Consider the following 16,274-nt stretch of genomic DNA (forward strand, 5'->3'; position numbering starts at 1 on the left):
CCATTGTGGCGGCGGTACGCTCCGAGCGTGGACCTGACCGCCCTCGTCCCCGGCGCCGTCGGGATCGCCCTGAGCCCGCTCCCGATCGCCGCGGTCGTGTTCCTGCTCGGGCACCGTCGGGGGTACGGCGCCGCGGTCGCGTGCCTTCTCGGGTGGGCCTCCGCGGTCCTCCTGGCGCTCGTGGCCGCCGTGCTCGTGGGTGAGCGGCTCCCGCTCGAGACCGCCGGCGGCTCGTCCGTCCAGGCGCTCGTGGCGCTCGCCGCCGCCGTGCTGCTCGCCGGCCTCGCGGTCTGGCAGTGGGTGACCCGGCGGCTCCCGGACGGGCGGCCGTCGAGTGTCCGGTGGTCCGAGGCGGTGGAGCGGCTCGGAGCCCGACACGGCTTCGGGCTCGGGGTGCTGCTGTTCTGCAACCCGAAGGCGCTCGTCCTGGCGCTGACAGCCGGGCTCGCGTTCGGCGACGCGGAGCCGTCCCCGGTGGAGGCCGTGCTCGCCGCGACCCTGTTCGTGGCGCTCGCGGCCTCGACGGTCGCGGTGCCCGTGCTGGTTGCGGTGGTCGCCGGCCCGCGGGCCTCCCGACCGCTGGCCGCCCTGCGGACGGGCATCGAGCGGTGGGGGAGTGTGGGACTCGTCGTGGTGCTGGTCGTGCTGGCGGCGGTCCAGCTCGTGGTCGGCCTCGCCGGCCTGCGCTGACGCGCGCCCGCCGCGAAGGATCGTCGCGCCCGCACCGTGGGCCGCGCGCGACGGTGGGGTGACGACGGACGGGAGGCGCGTGGCGGGGCCGCCACGCGCCTCCAGTCCGTCTCCTGGGCGCGTCAGCGCAGCGTCCCGGACGTCGTCTGCTGGCCGCATCGGGTGCGGGTGGTGTGGCTGACCAGCCCAGCGCTACGGTGCAGGCATGTCCCTCGCCCTCTCCGTCCGGATCCTGCGCCGCGCGCTGGACGGACGGGCCACGTTCCGCCGTGGCGAAGCGAGCCGACGGGCGATCGCGCTCTCTCGTTCATGGGATGAGCACTGGGCTGAGGAACCGCTCGGACATGTGCTGCGCGATGTTCACCGGGACCGGTGGGTCCGGTTCTGGAGCCTCCCGGGAGCGAAACGGTACGCCGACACCGAAGCCGAGTACGTCGAGGTCCTCCGCCGGCATTCGACGGTCCTCCGTACCCTCGCCGAGGACACACCCGTGTGGGTGATCGCCGAAGACTGGGACGGGCGCACCATCGAGAGCGGATGGACCCGCGACGCGATCCTCGGACGGTGGCCGTGGCGGCGAAGCCACGACTTCGCGGTCACGGACGAGCTGGCGGCGGTCGGCTCCTTCTACTGGGTCCGATCGTCCCCATTGCAGGACCTCGGCGGCCTGCTCCGCGACGTCGCAGATGGTGGTGCGAACGTCGTCATCGGAGGACACGACCTGTCCTGGGTCTACGCCCCCTACGACGGCGGCGCCGACGTGATCCTCCCGACGCGGGCCGAACGCGACGCCCTGGCCCGCCGCCACCGCCGGTGGAGATCAACACGACGCGACGGCCTCTGACCACCGCCGGCACCTGCAGCGCTCACGACGACGCGTCGTTCGAGTCGCCGTGGGGAGGGCTGCCATCGAGGTCGGCGCACTGCCCGGTCACCGCTGTCCGAGCGTCCGAAGCTGGTACATGCCCATGAGTCGGCAGGCAGAGGGACGTGGACGTCAGTTGATGATCTCGCCGCGTCGTTCGGGAGGGAGGCTCGTGAGGGTCTCGCGCCACCGTTGGAGGGCGTCGGGGGTGAGCCTGGTCCAGTCGGTGATCTCGTCGAGCACGCGGAGTGGCTCGGTGCTGCGGTAGGAGCGGGTCGGGTTGCCGGGGAACTTCTTGTCGGTGACGTTCGGGTCGTCTTCGTAGGCGCCGGTCGGTTCGACGCGGTAGACCCTGGGGGTGCGGCGGTCGGGTGCGAGCTCGGCGGCGAGTTCGGCTGCGAGTCCTGCGCCGTCGCGGAGTGCGGTGAAGTAGATGTGGTTCATGATCACGTCGGGTCGGTAGTTCGACCGGAACCCAGGGGAGAGCAGATCCCCGATGTGGAGGTCTGCGGTCGTGCCGTGGTAGAACGGCCCGGTTTCCTGCGCTGCGTTCACGGGCACAGCATAGGGCGGGCGGGGCGCGACCCCAGCGGGGAGCGGCGGAGCCTGATGCGGTGGTGCCTCGTCTCACCGATGTCCCGTCGGTGTTCCGGTTCGCCAGCGGCTACCGGGCGGTCAGACGTCAGACGCGTCGCCATGGACGCGGGAGGAGCGCGATGGGTGTGATGACGAGCGCGAGTCCTGTCAACGCGACGACGGTCAGCGCCCAATCGGTTTCGGGCAACGTCATGCGTTGGCCAGACGAGCTCGAAAGCGTGCAGTCAGTGCCGAGCGGCCAGTACGACGGGGTCACGCTGACCCGGATGTCCTCGGGGGACGTTGCGCCGACAGCAGTCGGGTTCGTGACACAGTCAGCTCCATCGTCGCCGCCGATGAGGCGCCCCTGGGCTGCGACCACTGCACCACCCAGGAGCGTCAGACCGACGACGAGAAGAACGCCAGCCAAGAACCAGAAGAACGCCCAGCTCCGTGGAGCCAGGCGACCATCGCTTCCACCCATGACGACGAGTCAAACGCATCGGTGGCGCGGTTGCGACAGCAGTTGCCGTCCGATGACCGAACGGCAACCGGTCGGCGCGCTTTCGGTCAGCAGGACGGGCGCCGTGGTGCGAGTAGCAAGACCGATCGTCAGTTCGGTGACGGATCAGGAGTGGCGTACACCCTCTCTCGCAGCAAGCACCGATCCGTACAGGGCCACGTCAGCCCGTTCCGGGCTGATCAGCCGAGCAGGAGTCCGAAGCCGAGGATGAAGGCGAACGGCGACAGCACGAAGAGGAACACGACGAGGGCGATGACGGCGGCCGTGACCGCGGCGACGCTCGTGGTGACGAGGGAGAGGAGGCTGACGAGGCCGACCGCCCGCCGCACGTCGCCGCCGGTCGCGACGGTGGTGGTTGCCTCCTCGAGGAGGTCACGCATCGGGTCGTCGGTCATGGTGCCAGGGTACGGAGAACATGGCGTGTTCCCTGATCCCGACATGGCGCGCAGCCGCGCGGCCTCGAGCGTCCGACAGCCGATGGCTCAGTGGGCAGCTTCGGTGACCGAGTAGCGACGCTGGATGCCGGCAGTGGCTCTGCCCCACGTGCCGGACCTGACGCGCTCCTGGTGGGCGTCGAACGCGACGCGGTCGTCGAATCGTTCCTCGACCGACCACCGCAGGGGATCCTCGGTGGGAACGACCTCGAAGGCGACGCATCCCGGCTCGCTCCGCGTGAGTCGGGTGTGCTCCGGCAGGTGCTCGCGAACTCGTTGCGCTTCCTCCTCGGTCACGCACACCAGCTGGCCCCTCAGACGGATCGCTCCCATCCGCTGACCGTACGGCGTCGGAGGACGTCCCGGTAGCCGCTCGGCCACCGGGCTGCCGGTCGCCGCCACGCGCCTCCCGTCCGTCGCCTGGGTGCGTCAGTCGACGCGCGGCTCTGCCGGGACCGCACCGGTCGCAGCGTGCGCCTCGTCCGACGCCTTCGGGGCGGCGGGCTCCGTGCCGCGTGCCCGTCCGATCAGGTCCATCACGTGGTAGACGACGATGGCCGCGACCGTGCCGACGATGATGCCGCCGAAGGTGGCTCCGCCGAACGCGAAGGTGAAGTCGGCGATGCCCATGATCAGGGCGATGCCGGCGGTGAGCTGGTTCTTCGGCTTGGCGAAGTCGACCTTGTTCTCGACCCAGATCCGGATGCCGATGACCCCGATGAGGCCGTACAGCGCCGTGGTCGCGCCGCCGAGCACCCCGGCGGGCACCGAGGAGATGACCATGCCGACCCTCGGCGACAGGCCGAGCAGGATCGCCACGATGCCGGCGACCCAGTACGCGGCGGTCGAGAAGACGCGCGTCGCGGCCATCACGCCGATGTTCTCGCCGTAGGTCGTCGTCGCGGAGCCGCCGCCGGCACCGGCGAGGACCGTCGAGAGCCCGTCCGCCATGAGGGCGCGTCCGGTCAGCGGGGTGAGGTCGCGTCCGGTGAGCTGCCCGACGCCCTTGACGTGCCCGACGTTCTCGGCGACGAGCGCGAGCACCACGGGGACGAACCCGAGGTAGACGGCGAACTGTCCGGGGTCGAACGACGGCGCCGTGAAGGTCGGCAGCCCGACCCACGGCGCGGCGGCGACGGCGGACAGGTCGACCTCGCCCGAGAGCATCGCCACGAGGTAGCCCACGACGACACCGATCACGATCGACAGCCGACCGACGAGCCCCTTGAACAGGACGGTCACGAGGATGATCGTCGCGAGCGTGATCACCGCGGTGAGGGGCGCCTTCGTGAAGTTGTCACGCGCGGCCGGCGCGAGGTTGAACCCGATGAGCGCCACGATCGCGCCGGACACCACGGGCGGCATGAGCCGGTCGATCCAGCCGGCGCCGGCCAGGTGCACGACCAGGCCGACGAGCGCGAGCAGGGCACCGACCAGGATGATCCCGGACAGCGCGAGCGGGATGCCCCCGATCTTCGTCGCGGCGGCGATCGGGGCGATGAACGCGAACGACGACCCGAGGTAGCTCGGCAGCCGGTTGCCGGTGATCAGCAGGAACAGGATCGTCCCGACACCGCTGAAGAGCAGCGTCGTCGACGGCGGGAACCCGGTCAGCAGCGGGACGAGGAACGTGGCGCCGAACATCGCGACGACGTGCTGCACACCGAGGCCGATCGTACGACCCCAGGTGAGGCGCTCGTCAGGCGCCACGATCGTCGATGCGGAGACGGTCGCGCCGTCCCCGTGCAGCTTCCAGCCCATTCCCATGCGATGACCGTACCGGCTGCGCGCCCTCCGCCACAGGTCGTGCGCGCACCTGTGGACAACCCCTCGACTCGTATATGGTGTGCCACGTACCAGTCAGGAGTCACCATGCCCCCTCGTCGCCCCACCCATCCCCGAGTCCCCGTCGCACGGCTGCGCCGCACCGCCGTCACCGCCCTGGTCGTGTCGGCAGCCGTCGTCGCCCCGGCCGCGGTCGTCGAGTCGGCGTCCGCCGCGCCGCGGTCGCACGGCTCGGCGGAAGTCGCAGCCCGGGCCACCGTCGGGGCTGTGCCCACCGCCGGGGCTGTGCCCACCGCGGGGTTCACAGCCGGCGTCGAGTCGATCAACCACGGCCTGCAGCGCGTGCGGATGGTCGGCACGGGGCCCGTCGGGGGCAGCGTGGCGATCACGGGCGAGGGGGTCGAGCCCACCTGGACCGAAGCCGACGCCTCCGGTACCTGGCGTGCGACCGTGCACGTCCCCCGCGCCGGGACCGTGCTCGTCGCGACCTCGCAGGTGACCGGCCAGCGCATCGAGGTCCCGGTCACGATCGACAACACGAACCTGCAGCCCGTCGGCAAGCTCGACACCGACCGGTTCCGTCGCACCACCCACGTCGAGATCAAGCCCGCGAAGCCCGGCGCGCGGTGGGAGTTCACGCGCGACGGCGAGCCCGCGGGCAGGGCCACGGCGGGAGCCGACGGCGTCGTCGCGTTCGACTTCACCGGGTTGGCCGCGGGGTCGCACCTGTTCACCGGGGCGCAGTACTACGACGGCGAGCACAACGGCTCGTGGTTCGGCGAGCAGACGATCGACGCGACGCCGGAGGTCACCACTGCCACGGCCTCGCGGCAGACCGGCACCGTGCTCCTGAGCGGACGTGCCCCGGTCGACACGACGCTCGCGTTCCGGGACCAGGACGGGCCCGTGACCGACGCCGACGGACGTCCGCTCCGCGTGACGACGGGCGACGACCCGTCCTGGCGCGTGGCGTTCCCGCTCGGCGACCGCGCCGGGACCCTGCCCGTCACGGTGACCGCGCTCGAGGACGACCGACCCGTCGGTTCGACGACCCGGGAGGTGACCGTCGTCGCACCGGTCACGGCCGAGGCGGCCACGTCGGCGGACGGCTCGGTGCGGATCGCCGGGACGGGGCAGACCGGGGGCACGGTTGCGCTGCTCGACGACGACGGCCGCACGCTCACCGACCCGGACGGGACGCCGTACTCGGCGCGGATCGGTCGCGCGTGGGAGCTCGTGGTGCCCCGGTCCGCCCTGCCCGCCGAAGCCGTCGTCGTGCAGCAGCGTGTGGACGACGTCGAGCAGGGTTCTCTGCGGCTGGTCCTGCCGCGCGTCCCCGGCCGGCCGTCGCCCGACCCCGGCGCGGTGGTGCCCGGTGGCCCGACCCCTGGGAAGGTGCACGGCGCGACGGAGCAGCTCCGGCACGGCGGGCGTCCGCTCGACGCCCTCGCGTGGACCGGAGCGGAGCCCGGCGTGCCCACCGCCCTGGCCGCAGCGCTCCTCGCGCTCGGGACCGGCGGACTCGTGGTCGCCCGCGCCCGCCGACGCCGGCCGGGGCGACGCTGACCCCGGCTGGCGGCCGGCCCCGGCGACCGACGCCCACCCCGCCGCCGACTCCGCGACCTCGCGCGGCCACGGCCCCCGGCGAGCGACACCCACCCCGCCGCCGACCCCGCGACCCCGCGCGAGCACGGCTCGCTCCGCACCCGTGGACGCACCGTGACTATCGTGGAACGCATGACCGACGTCGCACGTAGCTCCGGGATCCACACCGACGAACTCGACACCGCGGTCCGCCCGCAGGACGACCTCTACCGCCACGTCAACGGCTCGTGGATCGCCGCGACACCGATCCCCGACGACAAGGCCCGGTACGGCTCGTTCACGGTCCTCGCCGAGGCCGCCGAGGAAGCCGTCCGCGCGATCGTCGAGCGCTCGCAGCAGGCCGCCCCGGGCACCGAGGAGCGCAAGGTCGGCGACCTCTACACGTCCTTCATGGACGAGCACCGCCTCGAGGAGCTCGGCACCGGCCCGATCGACCCGCTGCTCGGCGAGGTCGACGCGGTCGAGACGCCCGACGACGTCATCCGCCTGGTGGGTCGCTTCGAGCGGCTCGGGCTGCCCGGCTTCGTGCAGCTCTTCGTCGACAACGACCCGGGCGACCCCGAGTCGTACGTCGTCTTCCTCGAGCAGTCCGGCCTCGGCCTGCCCGACGAGTCCTACTACCGCGAGGAGCGCTTCGCCGACATCCGCGCGAAGTACCGGGAGTTCGTCGCCGCGATGTTCCCGCTCGCCGGGTTCGCCGACGGCGCGGACCGCACCGACGACGTGATCGCGCTCGAGAAGGCGCTCGCCGCGGTGCACTGGGACAACGTCGCGACCCGGGACAGCCAGAAGACCTACAACAAGCTGCCGTGGCACGACGTCGCGGTGCTCGCCGAGGGCGCCGACCTGCACCTCTGGTGGGAGGCGATCGGCGCCCCGGCCGGCGCGTTCGAGACCGTCGTGGTCCGCGAGCCGTCCTTCGTGACCGGCCTCGCCGAGCTCCTGCGCTCGCAGCCGGTGTCGGCCTGGAAGAACTGGCTGCGCTGGCAGGTGATCCGCGGTTCCGCGGCCTACCTGACGACCGCCCTCTCGGCGACGAACTTCTCGTTCTACGGGACGGCCCTCACCGGCGCCCCGAAGCAGCGCGAGCGGTGGAAGCGCGGCGTCTCGCTCGTCGAGGGCGCGATGGGCGAGGCCGTCGGTCGGATCTACGTGCAGGAGCACTTCGACGAGACCTCGAAGGCGAAGATGGACGACCTCGTCGCCAACCTCGTCGAGGCCTACCGCCAGAGCATCACGGCCCTCGACTGGATGACCGACGAGACCCGTGCCCGTGCGCTCGACAAGCTCGACAAGTTCACGCCGAAGATCGGGTACCCCGTGCGGTGGCGCGACTACTCCGCCCTGACCGTCGACCCGGAGGACCTGCTCGGCAACGTCCGGGCGGTCGCGTCGTTCCAGGTGGACCGCGAGCTCGGCAAGATCGGCAAGCCGATCGACCGCGACGAGTGGTTCATGACGCCGCAGACGATCAACGCGTACTACAACCCGGGCTTCAACGAGATCGTGTTCCCCGCGGCGATCCTGCAGTTCCCGTTCTTCGACGCCGACCGCGACGCCGCCGCGAACTACGGGGCCATCGGTGCGGTCATCGGGCACGAGATCGGCCACGGCTTCGACGACCAGGGCTCGCAGTACGACGGCGACGGCCGGCTCGAGAACTGGTGGACCGAGGCCGACCGCGCCGCGTTCGAGGAGCGCACGAAGGCCCTGATCGCGCAGTACGACGCCCTCGTCCCGACCGAGGTGCCCGACGGTCACGTCAACGGTGCCCTGACGATCGGCGAGAACATCGGCGACCTCGGCGGCCTGTCGATCGCGTGGAAGGCGTACCTGCTCTCGCTCGACGGCCAGGAGCCGCCGGTCGTCGACGGCCTGAGCGGTGCCGAGCGCTTCTTCCTCAGCTGGGCGCAGGCCTGGCGCATGGCGATCCGTCCGGAGGAGGCCGCGCGCCTGCTCTCGATCGACCCGCACTCGCCGACGGAGTTCCGTTGCAACCAGGTCGTCCGCAACATCGACGGCTTCTACGAGGCCTTCGGCGTCACGGAGCAGGACGCGATGTACCTCGACCCCGCCGAGCGCGTCGCCATCTGGTGATGACCGAGCCCGACGGGCCGCCCGCCCCCGAGCACGCCGACGAGCCCGGACACCGGTCCGACCCCTCGGCCGCCCCGGGCCCGGTCGCACCACGCCGTCCGCGTCGCCGACACCAGCTCGGCGACGCGGACGGCGCGCGTGCGCGCGGCGGACGGCACCGCGGCGGCGTGGACGAGCGCTTCGGGGCCACCCTGGAGGCGCTGGGCACGATCGCACGTGAGGGGGCGTCCGTCAGCGCCTCCGTGATCGACACCTCGACGGGCCGCGCGCTGCTGGCGGTCGACGACACGCTCGTGCTGCCGGCGGCGAGCCTGGGCCGCGTGCTGCTGCTCATCGAGACCGCGGCGCAGCTCGAGGACGGCCGCCTGCACGGCGACCGGTTGCAGCGCATGGCCAGGGACACCGCGACCGGCGCCGGTCTGTGGCAGTTCCTGCAGGAGCCGACGATGCAGGTCCCGGACCTGGCGACCCTCGTCGGCGCGACGGCGGACTCGTGGGCGATGAACGCGCTGCTGTCCACCGTCGGCATCGACGCCGTCCGTCGTCGTGCCGAGGCGCTGGGCATCGAGCGGACCGCCCTGATCGACCGGGTCCGCGACCGCCGCGGACCGGACGACGCCCCGGACGCCTCGGTGGCCCCGACCGGTGAGCTGAGCTGGCTGATGCGGGGGCTGGCGCTCGGCGAGGTCGTCGACGAGGCGGTCTCGAACCGGGTGCTCGGGTGGCTGTCCCTCGCGAGCGACCTGTCACTCGTCGCGGGCTCCTTCGGACTCGACCCGCTGGCGCACCGCGCGCTCGACCACGGGCTGCAGGCGGTCGTGGTGACCGGTTCGTCGACCGGTGTCCGGGCGGAGGCGGGCATCCTCCGCGGGCCGGGGTCGTCGGTGAGCTACGCCGTCGCGGTCACGTTCGACGACGCCTCGCTGCAGCGGCGCCTCGCGGTGGTCGAGGCCCTGCGGACGATGGGCACCGAGGTGCTCGAGGCCGTGCACGCCCCGTCGTACCGCTGACGCGCTCCTCGGGACCACGCGGCGCGGGCCCGATGCGCCCACGCGGTGCCGCCCGGTGCGACCCCGTGACGCAGCGATCCGTCCGGCCGCCGGGGCCACCCGGGTCAGTCGGTCGCCTGCCCCTCGGGCACGAGCCCCTGCACCTGCAGCAGGGCCGCCGACGCCGACGCGCACGCCGTGTACCCGCTGGCCGGCACGAACAGCGACGCCGTCGACCCGGGCGGGTACACGCGGAACCCGTCTGCGGCGGTCGGCGTGCACTCCGACGGCGGGTAGTCCTGCGCGTTCGCGATCTTCAGCGGCGCCACGGCCGTCTGCCCGGCCTGCAGGGTGACCGTGGGGTGCGCCGAGGACCGGTCCTGTCCTGCGGCGGCACCGATCTGGGCGCCGTCGCCGTCCCCGACGAAGGAGACGCCCGGCCAGCCCTGCAGGGTGCACGCCGCGGAGCCGGTGTTCCGCAGGGTCAGGTGGATGATCGTGCTGCCCGCGGCCCCGCCGCTGCCCGCCGCGGTCCCGCCGGCGAGCGACGCGGTCGTGCACCGACCGTCCCCGGCGGCGCGGCCCCCGCCCGCCCCGCTCGCGGGCGTCGCGGCCGCGGAGCCCGCGTTCGCCGTGGGGACGGCGGACGACGGGTCACCCGAGGCCGAGGGGCTGCTCGACGGGCTGACCGTGCCGACCGGCGGCGTCGTGTCGGCCGAGCACCCGGCCAGACCGACGACGGCGAGCAGCCCCACGGCTGCGAGGGCGGTGTGCTGGACGATCCCGTGACGCATGGCCCCACGCAACACCCGCCCCGGGGGACACGTCTCGGTGAGCGTCCAGCCGCGCCGAGGATGCTCGCGGGGAACACCAGCCAGCACCACGAGCGACGGAGGTCGGACATGGCAGGCAAGCACGAGCAGGCACGCGGCGACGAGGGCCGGGCGGACGGGGTCGAGACCCACGCCGGCGCCTACACGGACAGCGTCATCCCGGGCGACGAGCACGTCACCTCGACGGAGCCCGCCGGCGAGTTCGTCTCGAGCGACATCCCCGGCGACGACCGTCCCGAGGGTGCGGGCGGCGCCGACGCGGGCGAGTACGTCGAGTCGGACATCCCCGGCGAGGCCGAGCCGACGCCGTCGGGCGAGACCGGCCACTACGTCGACAAGGACCAGTAGCAGCCGGACTCCTCGGACCGAGGAGTTCAGTCCACCAGGCCGGCGGCGACCAGCCGGCGGAGCGTCTCGACGCCCGCCGGCGGGCACCGGTCCGCGTCCGCCGAGGTGACCCACTCCACCTCGTCGACCTCTGCGGAGGCGACGGGCGAGGCGGCGTCGGTCGCGCCTCCGGGCCGGACCAGGAAGAGCGCCATCGCGACCATCGTGCCGGGCGCCTGCCCGTGCGCGGGTTCGGTGACGGTGCCGAACGGCTCGACGTCGGACGGCTCCAGGCGCAGGCCGGTCTCCTCGTGGGCCTCGCGCAGCGCGGCCTGCACGTCGCTCTCGTGCGGCTCCGCCTTGCCGCCGGGCAGGTAGAGCACGTCGCGCGCCCGCGCGCGCACCATGAGCACGCGTCGGTCGCGGACCAGCAGCACCGCGCTCACGCGCAGCGTGGGCGGACCGGCCTGGAGGCTCAGCTCGCGTCCGCCTCGTCGTTACGGTCCGACGCGGCCCGCTCGGGCGCGGTGCGCTCCGCGAGCGGCACGACGGGGGACGGCACCCCCGCCTCGGGCTCGGGGCGCACACCGTAGAGGGCGTCGAGCGCGCCGACGAACTCCTCGCCGCGTCCGGCGCGGCCGAGCTCTCGGGCGCGGACCGAGGGGCGGTGCAGCAGGACGCCGACGAGGTGCCGGAGCGCGCGCTCGGTCTGCTCGAGCGACTCCGGGTCGGTGTCCCGGCGCTTCGCCCGCTCGATCTCGTCGTCGAGGATGTCGAACACGTGCTTGCGGAAGGCCACGAGCGCGGGGGTGGTCGACTGTTCCAGGGCTTGGGCGCGGAAGCGGGACACGGCGTCGTCGACCATCGCGCGGGCCTCGGACTCGGCGTTCAGCTCGGCGATCGGCGCGTGGATGCTGATCGTCTCGAGGTCGAGGAGCTCGACGCCGTCGACGGCCGCGGCGTCGGGGTCGACGTTGCGGGGGAGCCCGAGGTCGATGACGATGCGGCGCACGCCGTCGTCGAGGTCGGCGGGTTCGACGACCGGGACCTCGCTGGACGTGCACGTGATGACGACGTCGCTCGCGGCGATCGCCTGGCGCAGGTCGGTCGCGGCGACGAGGTCGTGCTTCGCGGCGAACCACGGCGCGCGGCCCGACGGCGAGAAGACCTGGATGTGCACGGCGCCGCGGTCGCGCAGGGCGGCGATGGTCGTGGCGGCGTAGCTGCCGGTGCCGACGAGCAGCACCCGGGTGCGCGCCCAGTCGGTGATCCGGGACGAGGCGAGCTCGAGGCCGAGGCGCACGAGCGAGCGCCCGGCGGCACCGATGCGGGTGCGGGTCTTGACGCCCCGGGACGTGTGCGCGGCCTCCTGGAAGAGCCGCTCGAGCTCCGAGGTGGTGGTGCCGTTCGCGCGGGCGTCCTCGAGCGCGCGCCGGACCTGGCCGGAGATCTCGGTCTCGCCGACGACGACCGACTCGAGGCCGCTCGACACCGCGAACAGGTGCTGCACGAGGTCCTTGCCCCCGAGCACCTGGACGGAGCCCGCGACCTCGGCGGGCACGAGGTCGCTGGCGGTGGCGACGGCGTCGACGGTGGCCGACACGGCGGAGTCGCGGTCGTCCCCCGCGATGTCGAGGTAGGCCTCGAAGCGGTTGCAGGTGGCGAGGACGACGGCCCCGTCGAGCACGTCGGAGTCCGTCACGAGACGGCTCGCGGCGGTCGGTGCGCCGATGCTCAGTCGCTCCAGGAGGTCGAAGCTGGCGTTGCGGTGCGACGCCGTGAGACAGATGAGCACGTCTTCCATCGTAACCCGCGATCGCTCCACGGGCTGTTCGCTGACCGCGTGCTCATGGACACCCTCGCCTCCGATGGGAGAATCGTCCGGTGACCGACGCGCCGACCTCCGCCCTGCCCGACACCCACCCGCTCGTGACCGGTCGGACCGCGCAGTCGCCGCTCGTCCGGGCGCTGCGCGGGGACCGGCCGGAGACGCTGCCGGTGTGGTTCATGCGCCAGGCCGGTCGGTCGCTGCCGGAGTACCGCGACCTGCGCGTCGGCACCGCGATGCTCGACGCGTGCCTCGACCCGGCGCTGGCCTCCGAGATCACGCTCCAGCCGGTCCGGCGGCACGGGGTCGACGCGGGCATCTTCTTCAGCGACATCGTCGTGCCGATCAAGCTCGCGGGTGTCGACGTCGAGATCGTCCCCGGCCGCGGTCCGGTGCTCGGCTCCCCGATCCGCACGGCCGCCGACGTGGCCGCCCTCGCACCGCTCGAGCCGGACGCCCTCGCGCCGATCACCGAGGCCGTGCAGCGCACCGTCGAACAGCTCGGCGACACCCCGCTGATCGGCTTCGCGGGCGCGCCCTTCACCCTCGCCGCCTACCTCGTCGAGGGTGGCCCGTCGAAGGACCACATCCGCGCCCGCACGCTCATGCACGCCGACCCGGAGACCTGGGCGCGCCTGCTCGACTGGGCCGCCGGCGTCTCCGGGGCCTTCCTCCGCGCGCAGGTCACCGCCGGCGCCTCGGCCGCGCAGCTGTTCGACTCGTGGGTCGGGTCGCTCTCGCGCGCCGACTACGTCGCGTCGGTCGCCCCGCACTCGGCGACGGCCCTCGGGCACGTTGCCGACCTCGGCGTCCCGCGCATCCACTTCGGCGTCGGCAGCGGCGAGGTCCTGCACGAGATGACCACGCTCGGCGACCCGTCCGACACGGTCGCGGTGGACGCCGTCGGGGTCGACTGGCGCATCCCGCTCGACGACGCCGTCCGCCGCGTCGGCCCGGGCGTCACCCTGCAGGGCAACATCGACCCGGCGATGCTGTCGGCACCGTGGGCGGTGCTCGAGGCCCACGTGCGCGACGTCGTGCGCCGCGGCGGGGCGGCACGAGCGCACGTCGTCAACCTCGGGCACGGTGTGCCCCCGGAGACCGACCCGACCGTGCTCACGCGCGTCGTCGAGTTGCTGCACTCCCTCGGTGACGGCACGGGGCTGGACGACGGCACGGGGCTCGGCACCACGGAGGGGGCCGCAGCGTGACCGACGTCGTGGTGGTCGGCGGCGGGGTCGCCGGCCTCGTGGTCGCGAGGGACCTCGCGAAGGGCGGCGCGCACGTGGTGCTCGTCGAGGCCGGGGACCGGCTCGGCGGGATGCTCCGCCGGCACACCGTCGCGGGGCTCGACCTCGACATGGGCGCGGAGTCGTTCGCGACCCGGACCGACGCCGTCGCGCGGCTCGCGACCGAGCTCGGCCTCGGGAACGACGTCGTGTCGCCGGACCCGCGCGGTGCGTGGCTGATGACCCGCGACGGCCGGACCGCCCCGATCCCGCAGACCGGGTTCCTCGGCATCCCCGGCACCCCGATGGCCGCCGACGTGCTCGCCGTGGTCGGCCAGCGCGGGGGGCTGCGTGCCCAGATGGACGCGCTCCTGCCCTCGCCGGTCGGTGCGAAGGCGTCCTCGCTCGGCGAGCTCGTGCGCCGGCGGATGGGCGACCGCGTGCTCGACGACCTGGTCGTGCCCGTGGCCGGCGGGGTCTACTCGACGCACCCGGACCAGCTCGACCCCGACCGTGTCGCCCCCGGGCTCCGGTCCGCCCTGCAACGCGAGGGGTCGCTCGCCCGCGCCGTCCTCGCCATGCGGGCCAAGGCGACGGCGGGCTCGGCCGTGCAGGGCATCCGCGGCGGCATCGTCCGCCTGGTCGACGAGCTCGTGGCCGACACCGAGACGTACGGCATCGAGGTCCGTCTGCACACCCGGGCGGTCGCCGTCGAGCGGAACGCCGTCGAGGTGGTCGGGCCCGACGGCACCCGCGAGCGCCTCCCCGCGCAGCACGTGCTGTCCTCGACCGCCGACCCCGCGCGCACGGCCGCGCCGGACCGCACCGGGATCGAACTCGTCACGCTCGTGGTCGACCAGCCCGAGCTCGACGCCGGACCGCGCGGCACCGGGATGCTCGTCCACCCCGAGGCCCGCGACGTCGCCGCCAAGGCCCTCACCCACGCGACCGTGAAGTGGCCGTGGCTGGCCGAGGCCGCCGCCGGGCGCCACGTGCTCCGACTCAGCTACGCGACCGCTCCGGAGACCGCACCCGGTGCCCGTGGCGAGGAGACGGCGGGCGGGACCGGCGCGCCCGAGCCGGGGACGAGCCTCCCGGTCGACCCCACGGACGCGACCGGCACCCGCGCCACCCGCGACGCCACCGCCCTGCTCGGCGTGCCCGTCACGCCGGACCGCGTGCTCGGCGCAGCGCGCGTCCGCTGGTACGGACCGGACCTCACCGCGGCGGGCCTCGCCGAGGGGGTCGTCGGCATCGGCGAGACGACCTCCGGCCGCGGGCTCGCGGGCATCGTGCAGGCGGCCCGGGCGTCGGCTGCGCGCCTCCTGGATTCCTGAGCGGACCGGAGACCGGCCGAGGGCTACTGTGGTGGGACGCCGGACGTATTCCGATCGGCGCATGACACCGCACACCGAAACCTCGGAGGAACCGCACATGCGAGGCAAGCTCCTTTTCGTCGCCGGCGCCGCACTCGGGTACGTCCTGGGATCGCGAGCCGGACGGGCGCGGTACGAGCAGATCAAGACCGTCAGCGGCAAGGTCTGGAACAGCGACGGAGTCCAGAAGGGCGTGCACGTCGCCGAGGACTTCATCCAGGACAAGACCCCGGACGTCGCCGAGTTCGTCGGCGAGCAGACCAAGAAGGTCGTCCGCAAGGTCGCCCAGAAGAAGGACAGCAAGACCTCATGACCGACACCCGCGACCGCCGGTCGCGCTCGCTGTTCGGTCTGGTGGGGGACGTCCCGAAGCTGGTCAAGAACCTCGTCAAGGGCGAGATCGACCTGCTCAAGGCCGAGCTCATCGGCAAGGCGAAGATCATCGGGCTCGCAGCGGGTCTGCTCATCGGCGCACTCGTCATCGTCCTGTACGCGATCGGCGTGCTCCTGACCGCCGCCGTGATGGGTCTGGCGACCGTGATGCCCGCGTGGCTGGCGGCGCTGCTGCTCGCCGTCGTGATGCTGATCGTCGCCGGGATCCTCGGCTTCGTCGGCTGGAAGCGGTTCCAGAAGGCGCTGCCCCTGACGCCGAAGCGCACGATCGACAGCGTGAAGGACGACGTCAACGCGGTGAAGGGCCTCGGCAACAAGCCCGCGGCCGCCGACCGCAAGCGGTCCTGACCGCGGACCGCAGGCGCTCCCGCCCGCCGACCGCGACCGCGGTCTCCGACGCCGTCGACCGCACGCGGTCCCGAGCACCCCGACCAGCACCACCGACGGAGGAACCGTGACCGACCACCACGACGACCTGGAGCACCGCGTCGCCGCGACGCGAACCCAGCTCTTCGAGACGCTCGACGCCATCGAGGACAAGCTCAACGTCCCGAAGCAGCTCGGCATCGCCGCGTCGAAGGTCAAGCAGGGCATCGACGAGAAGCCGGTGCCCTACCTGGCCGGGCTCGCAGCCGGGGTGGCGGTGGTCGGGAGTATCGTCGCAGTGGTGCTCCGACGGCGGTAGACCGCCCATCGGTGGTCCTCCGTCCGCGGCAGCCCAGCC

Annotated in this window: 19 protein-coding genes; 11 read left to right on the forward strand and 8 right to left on the reverse strand. The window is 73.3% G+C overall.

The annotated features are described in order from the left end of the window. Positions 1-27 precede the first annotated feature (27 nt). Both QOL15_RS00350 and QOL15_RS00355 read left to right on the forward strand, forming a co-directional pair. Complete coding sequence (locus QOL15_RS00350; protein ID WP_071248280.1) at positions 28-690, forward strand: GAP family protein; 663 nt, start codon at positions 28-30, stop codon at positions 688-690. A 205-nt stretch (positions 691-895) separates the two neighbouring features. Next, positions 896-1,534 (forward strand): hypothetical protein, encoded by a 639-nt coding sequence (locus QOL15_RS00355; protein WP_217637651.1) that lies wholly within the window; start codon positions 896-898, stop codon positions 1,532-1,534. A gap of 153 nt (positions 1,535-1,687) precedes the next feature. Here the strand turns inward: QOL15_RS00355 and arr are convergent, their stop codons facing one another. The 5 genes from arr to QOL15_RS00380 form a co-directional block, all read right to left on the reverse strand. Continuing rightward, positions 1,688-2,110, reverse strand: a complete 423-nt coding sequence (gene arr, locus QOL15_RS00360) for an NAD(+)--rifampin ADP-ribosyltransferase (protein WP_083230294.1) — start codon at positions 2,108-2,110, stop codon at positions 1,688-1,690. Positions 2,111-2,237: 127 nt separating this feature from the next. After that, positions 2,238-2,615, reverse strand: coding sequence for a hypothetical protein (locus tag QOL15_RS00365; RefSeq protein WP_139197531.1), 378 nt, complete (start codon positions 2,613-2,615; stop codon positions 2,238-2,240). Between the two features lie 218 nt (positions 2,616-2,833). Continuing rightward, complete coding sequence (locus QOL15_RS00370; protein ID WP_071248282.1) at positions 2,834-3,049, reverse strand: hypothetical protein; 216 nt, start codon at positions 3,047-3,049, stop codon at positions 2,834-2,836. A gap of 87 nt (positions 3,050-3,136) precedes the next feature. After that, a complete protein-coding gene (locus QOL15_RS00375; protein ID WP_071248285.1) occupies positions 3,137-3,421 on the reverse strand; it encodes a putative quinol monooxygenase in 285 nt (94 codons plus the stop codon). Positions 3,422-3,517: 96 nt separating this feature from the next. Next, a complete protein-coding gene (locus QOL15_RS00380) occupies positions 3,518-4,855 on the reverse strand; it encodes a uracil-xanthine permease family protein (protein WP_065963258.1) in 1,338 nt (445 codons plus the stop codon). A gap of 105 nt (positions 4,856-4,960) precedes the next feature. Between QOL15_RS00380 and QOL15_RS00385 the strand changes: the two genes are divergently transcribed. From QOL15_RS00385 to QOL15_RS00395, 3 genes are all read left to right on the forward strand, one after another. After that, positions 4,961-6,439, forward strand: a complete 1,479-nt coding sequence (locus QOL15_RS00385; RefSeq protein WP_139197532.1) for a hypothetical protein — start codon at positions 4,961-4,963, stop codon at positions 6,437-6,439. A gap of 171 nt (positions 6,440-6,610) precedes the next feature. After that, positions 6,611-8,575 (forward strand): M13 family metallopeptidase, encoded by a 1,965-nt coding sequence (locus QOL15_RS00390; RefSeq protein WP_071248291.1) that lies wholly within the window; start codon positions 6,611-6,613, stop codon positions 8,573-8,575. Beyond that, positions 8,575-9,585, forward strand: coding sequence for a serine hydrolase (locus QOL15_RS00395; protein ID WP_083394048.1), 1,011 nt, complete (start codon positions 8,575-8,577; stop codon positions 9,583-9,585). Before QOL15_RS00390 ends, QOL15_RS00395 begins: the two co-directional genes overlap by 1 nt. 104 nt (positions 9,586-9,689) lie before the next feature. Here the strand turns inward: QOL15_RS00395 and QOL15_RS00400 are convergent, their stop codons facing one another. Further along, on the reverse strand, positions 9,690-10,358 hold the full coding sequence (locus QOL15_RS00400; protein ID WP_071248295.1) for a DUF4232 domain-containing protein: 669 nt from the start codon (positions 10,356-10,358) through the stop codon (positions 9,690-9,692). 108 nt (positions 10,359-10,466) lie between these two features. On the opposite strand from QOL15_RS00400, the gene QOL15_RS00405 reads away from it, so the two are divergent. After that, positions 10,467-10,745 carry a hypothetical protein gene (locus QOL15_RS00405; RefSeq protein WP_065961514.1) on the forward strand — a complete coding sequence of 93 codons (279 nt, stop codon included), beginning with the start codon at positions 10,467-10,469 and terminating at the stop codon, positions 10,743-10,745. Between the two features lie 26 nt (positions 10,746-10,771). On the opposite strand, the gene QOL15_RS00410 is transcribed toward QOL15_RS00405, so the two are convergent. Continuing rightward, positions 10,772-11,170, reverse strand: a complete 399-nt coding sequence (locus QOL15_RS00410; RefSeq protein ID WP_217641004.1) for an NUDIX domain-containing protein — start codon at positions 11,168-11,170, stop codon at positions 10,772-10,774. A gap of 29 nt (positions 11,171-11,199) precedes the next feature. Beyond that, positions 11,200-12,519 (reverse strand): glutamyl-tRNA reductase, encoded by a 1,320-nt coding sequence (locus QOL15_RS00415; protein ID WP_065961585.1) that lies wholly within the window; start codon positions 12,517-12,519, stop codon positions 11,200-11,202. A gap of 89 nt (positions 12,520-12,608) precedes the next feature. On the opposite strand from QOL15_RS00415, the gene hemE reads away from it, so the two are divergent. The 5 genes from hemE (at position 12,609) to QOL15_RS00440 (ending at position 16,235) form a co-directional block, all read left to right on the forward strand. Next, positions 12,609-13,763 carry a uroporphyrinogen decarboxylase gene (gene hemE, locus QOL15_RS00420; protein WP_217641005.1) on the forward strand — a complete coding sequence of 385 codons (1,155 nt, stop codon included), beginning with the start codon at positions 12,609-12,611 and terminating at the stop codon, positions 13,761-13,763. Then, a complete protein-coding gene (locus QOL15_RS00425; RefSeq protein WP_253181610.1) occupies positions 13,760-15,118 on the forward strand; it encodes an NAD(P)/FAD-dependent oxidoreductase in 1,359 nt (452 codons plus the stop codon). The genes hemE and QOL15_RS00425 overlap by 4 nt, the downstream gene beginning before the upstream one ends. A gap of 97 nt (positions 15,119-15,215) precedes the next feature. Continuing rightward, entirely contained in the window at positions 15,216-15,470 is a 255-nt protein-coding gene (locus tag QOL15_RS00430; RefSeq protein WP_065961589.1) for a hypothetical protein, read from the forward strand. Beyond that, the gene (locus tag QOL15_RS00435) at positions 15,467-15,898 is read left to right on the forward strand and encodes a phage holin family protein (protein ID WP_071248300.1); all 432 of its coding nucleotides are present in this window, start codon (positions 15,467-15,469) and stop codon (positions 15,896-15,898) included. The genes QOL15_RS00430 and QOL15_RS00435 overlap by 4 nt, the downstream gene beginning before the upstream one ends. A 106-nt stretch (positions 15,899-16,004) precedes the next feature. Next, positions 16,005-16,235 (forward strand): DUF3618 domain-containing protein, encoded by a 231-nt coding sequence (locus QOL15_RS00440; protein WP_065961519.1) that lies wholly within the window; start codon positions 16,005-16,007, stop codon positions 16,233-16,235. The last annotated feature ends 39 nt before the right edge of the window (positions 16,236-16,274 follow it).

Origin of the sequence: Curtobacterium sp. MCBA15_012, from assembly GCF_001864935.2 — a bacterium.
Taxonomy (GTDB): Bacteria; Actinomycetota; Actinomycetes; order Actinomycetales; family Microbacteriaceae; genus Curtobacterium.

Bases quoted from the DNA above. Each gene is read 5' to 3' on its own strand.
- QOL15_RS00355 (WP_217637651.1), top strand. From the start codon at position 896: ATGTCCCTCGCCCTCTCCGTCCGGATCCTGCGCCGCGCGCTGGACGGA.
- QOL15_RS00365 (WP_139197531.1), bottom strand. From the start codon at position 2,615: ATGGGTGGAAGCGATGGTCGCCTGGCTCCACGGAGCTGGGCGTTCTTC.
- QOL15_RS00370 (WP_071248282.1), bottom strand. From the start codon at position 3,049: ATGACCGACGACCCGATGCGTGACCTCCTCGAGGAGGCAACCACCACC.
- QOL15_RS00375 (WP_071248285.1), bottom strand. From the start codon at position 3,421: ATGGGAGCGATCCGTCTGAGGGGCCAGCTGGTGTGCGTGACCGAGGAG.
- QOL15_RS00380 (WP_065963258.1), bottom strand. From the start codon at position 4,855: ATGGGAATGGGCTGGAAGCTGCACGGGGACGGCGCGACCGTCTCCGCA.
- QOL15_RS00385 (WP_139197532.1), top strand. From the start codon at position 4,961: ATGCCCCCTCGTCGCCCCACCCATCCCCGAGTCCCCGTCGCACGGCTG.
- QOL15_RS00390 (WP_071248291.1), top strand. From the start codon at position 6,611: ATGACCGACGTCGCACGTAGCTCCGGGATCCACACCGACGAACTCGAC.
- QOL15_RS00395 (WP_083394048.1), top strand. From the start codon at position 8,575: ATGACCGAGCCCGACGGGCCGCCCGCCCCCGAGCACGCCGACGAGCCC.
- QOL15_RS00400 (WP_071248295.1), bottom strand. From the start codon at position 10,358: ATGCGTCACGGGATCGTCCAGCACACCGCCCTCGCAGCCGTGGGGCTG.
- QOL15_RS00405 (WP_065961514.1), top strand. From the start codon at position 10,467: ATGGCAGGCAAGCACGAGCAGGCACGCGGCGACGAGGGCCGGGCGGAC.
- QOL15_RS00430 (WP_065961589.1), top strand. From the start codon at position 15,216: ATGCGAGGCAAGCTCCTTTTCGTCGCCGGCGCCGCACTCGGGTACGTC.
- QOL15_RS00435 (WP_071248300.1), top strand. From the start codon at position 15,467: ATGACCGACACCCGCGACCGCCGGTCGCGCTCGCTGTTCGGTCTGGTG.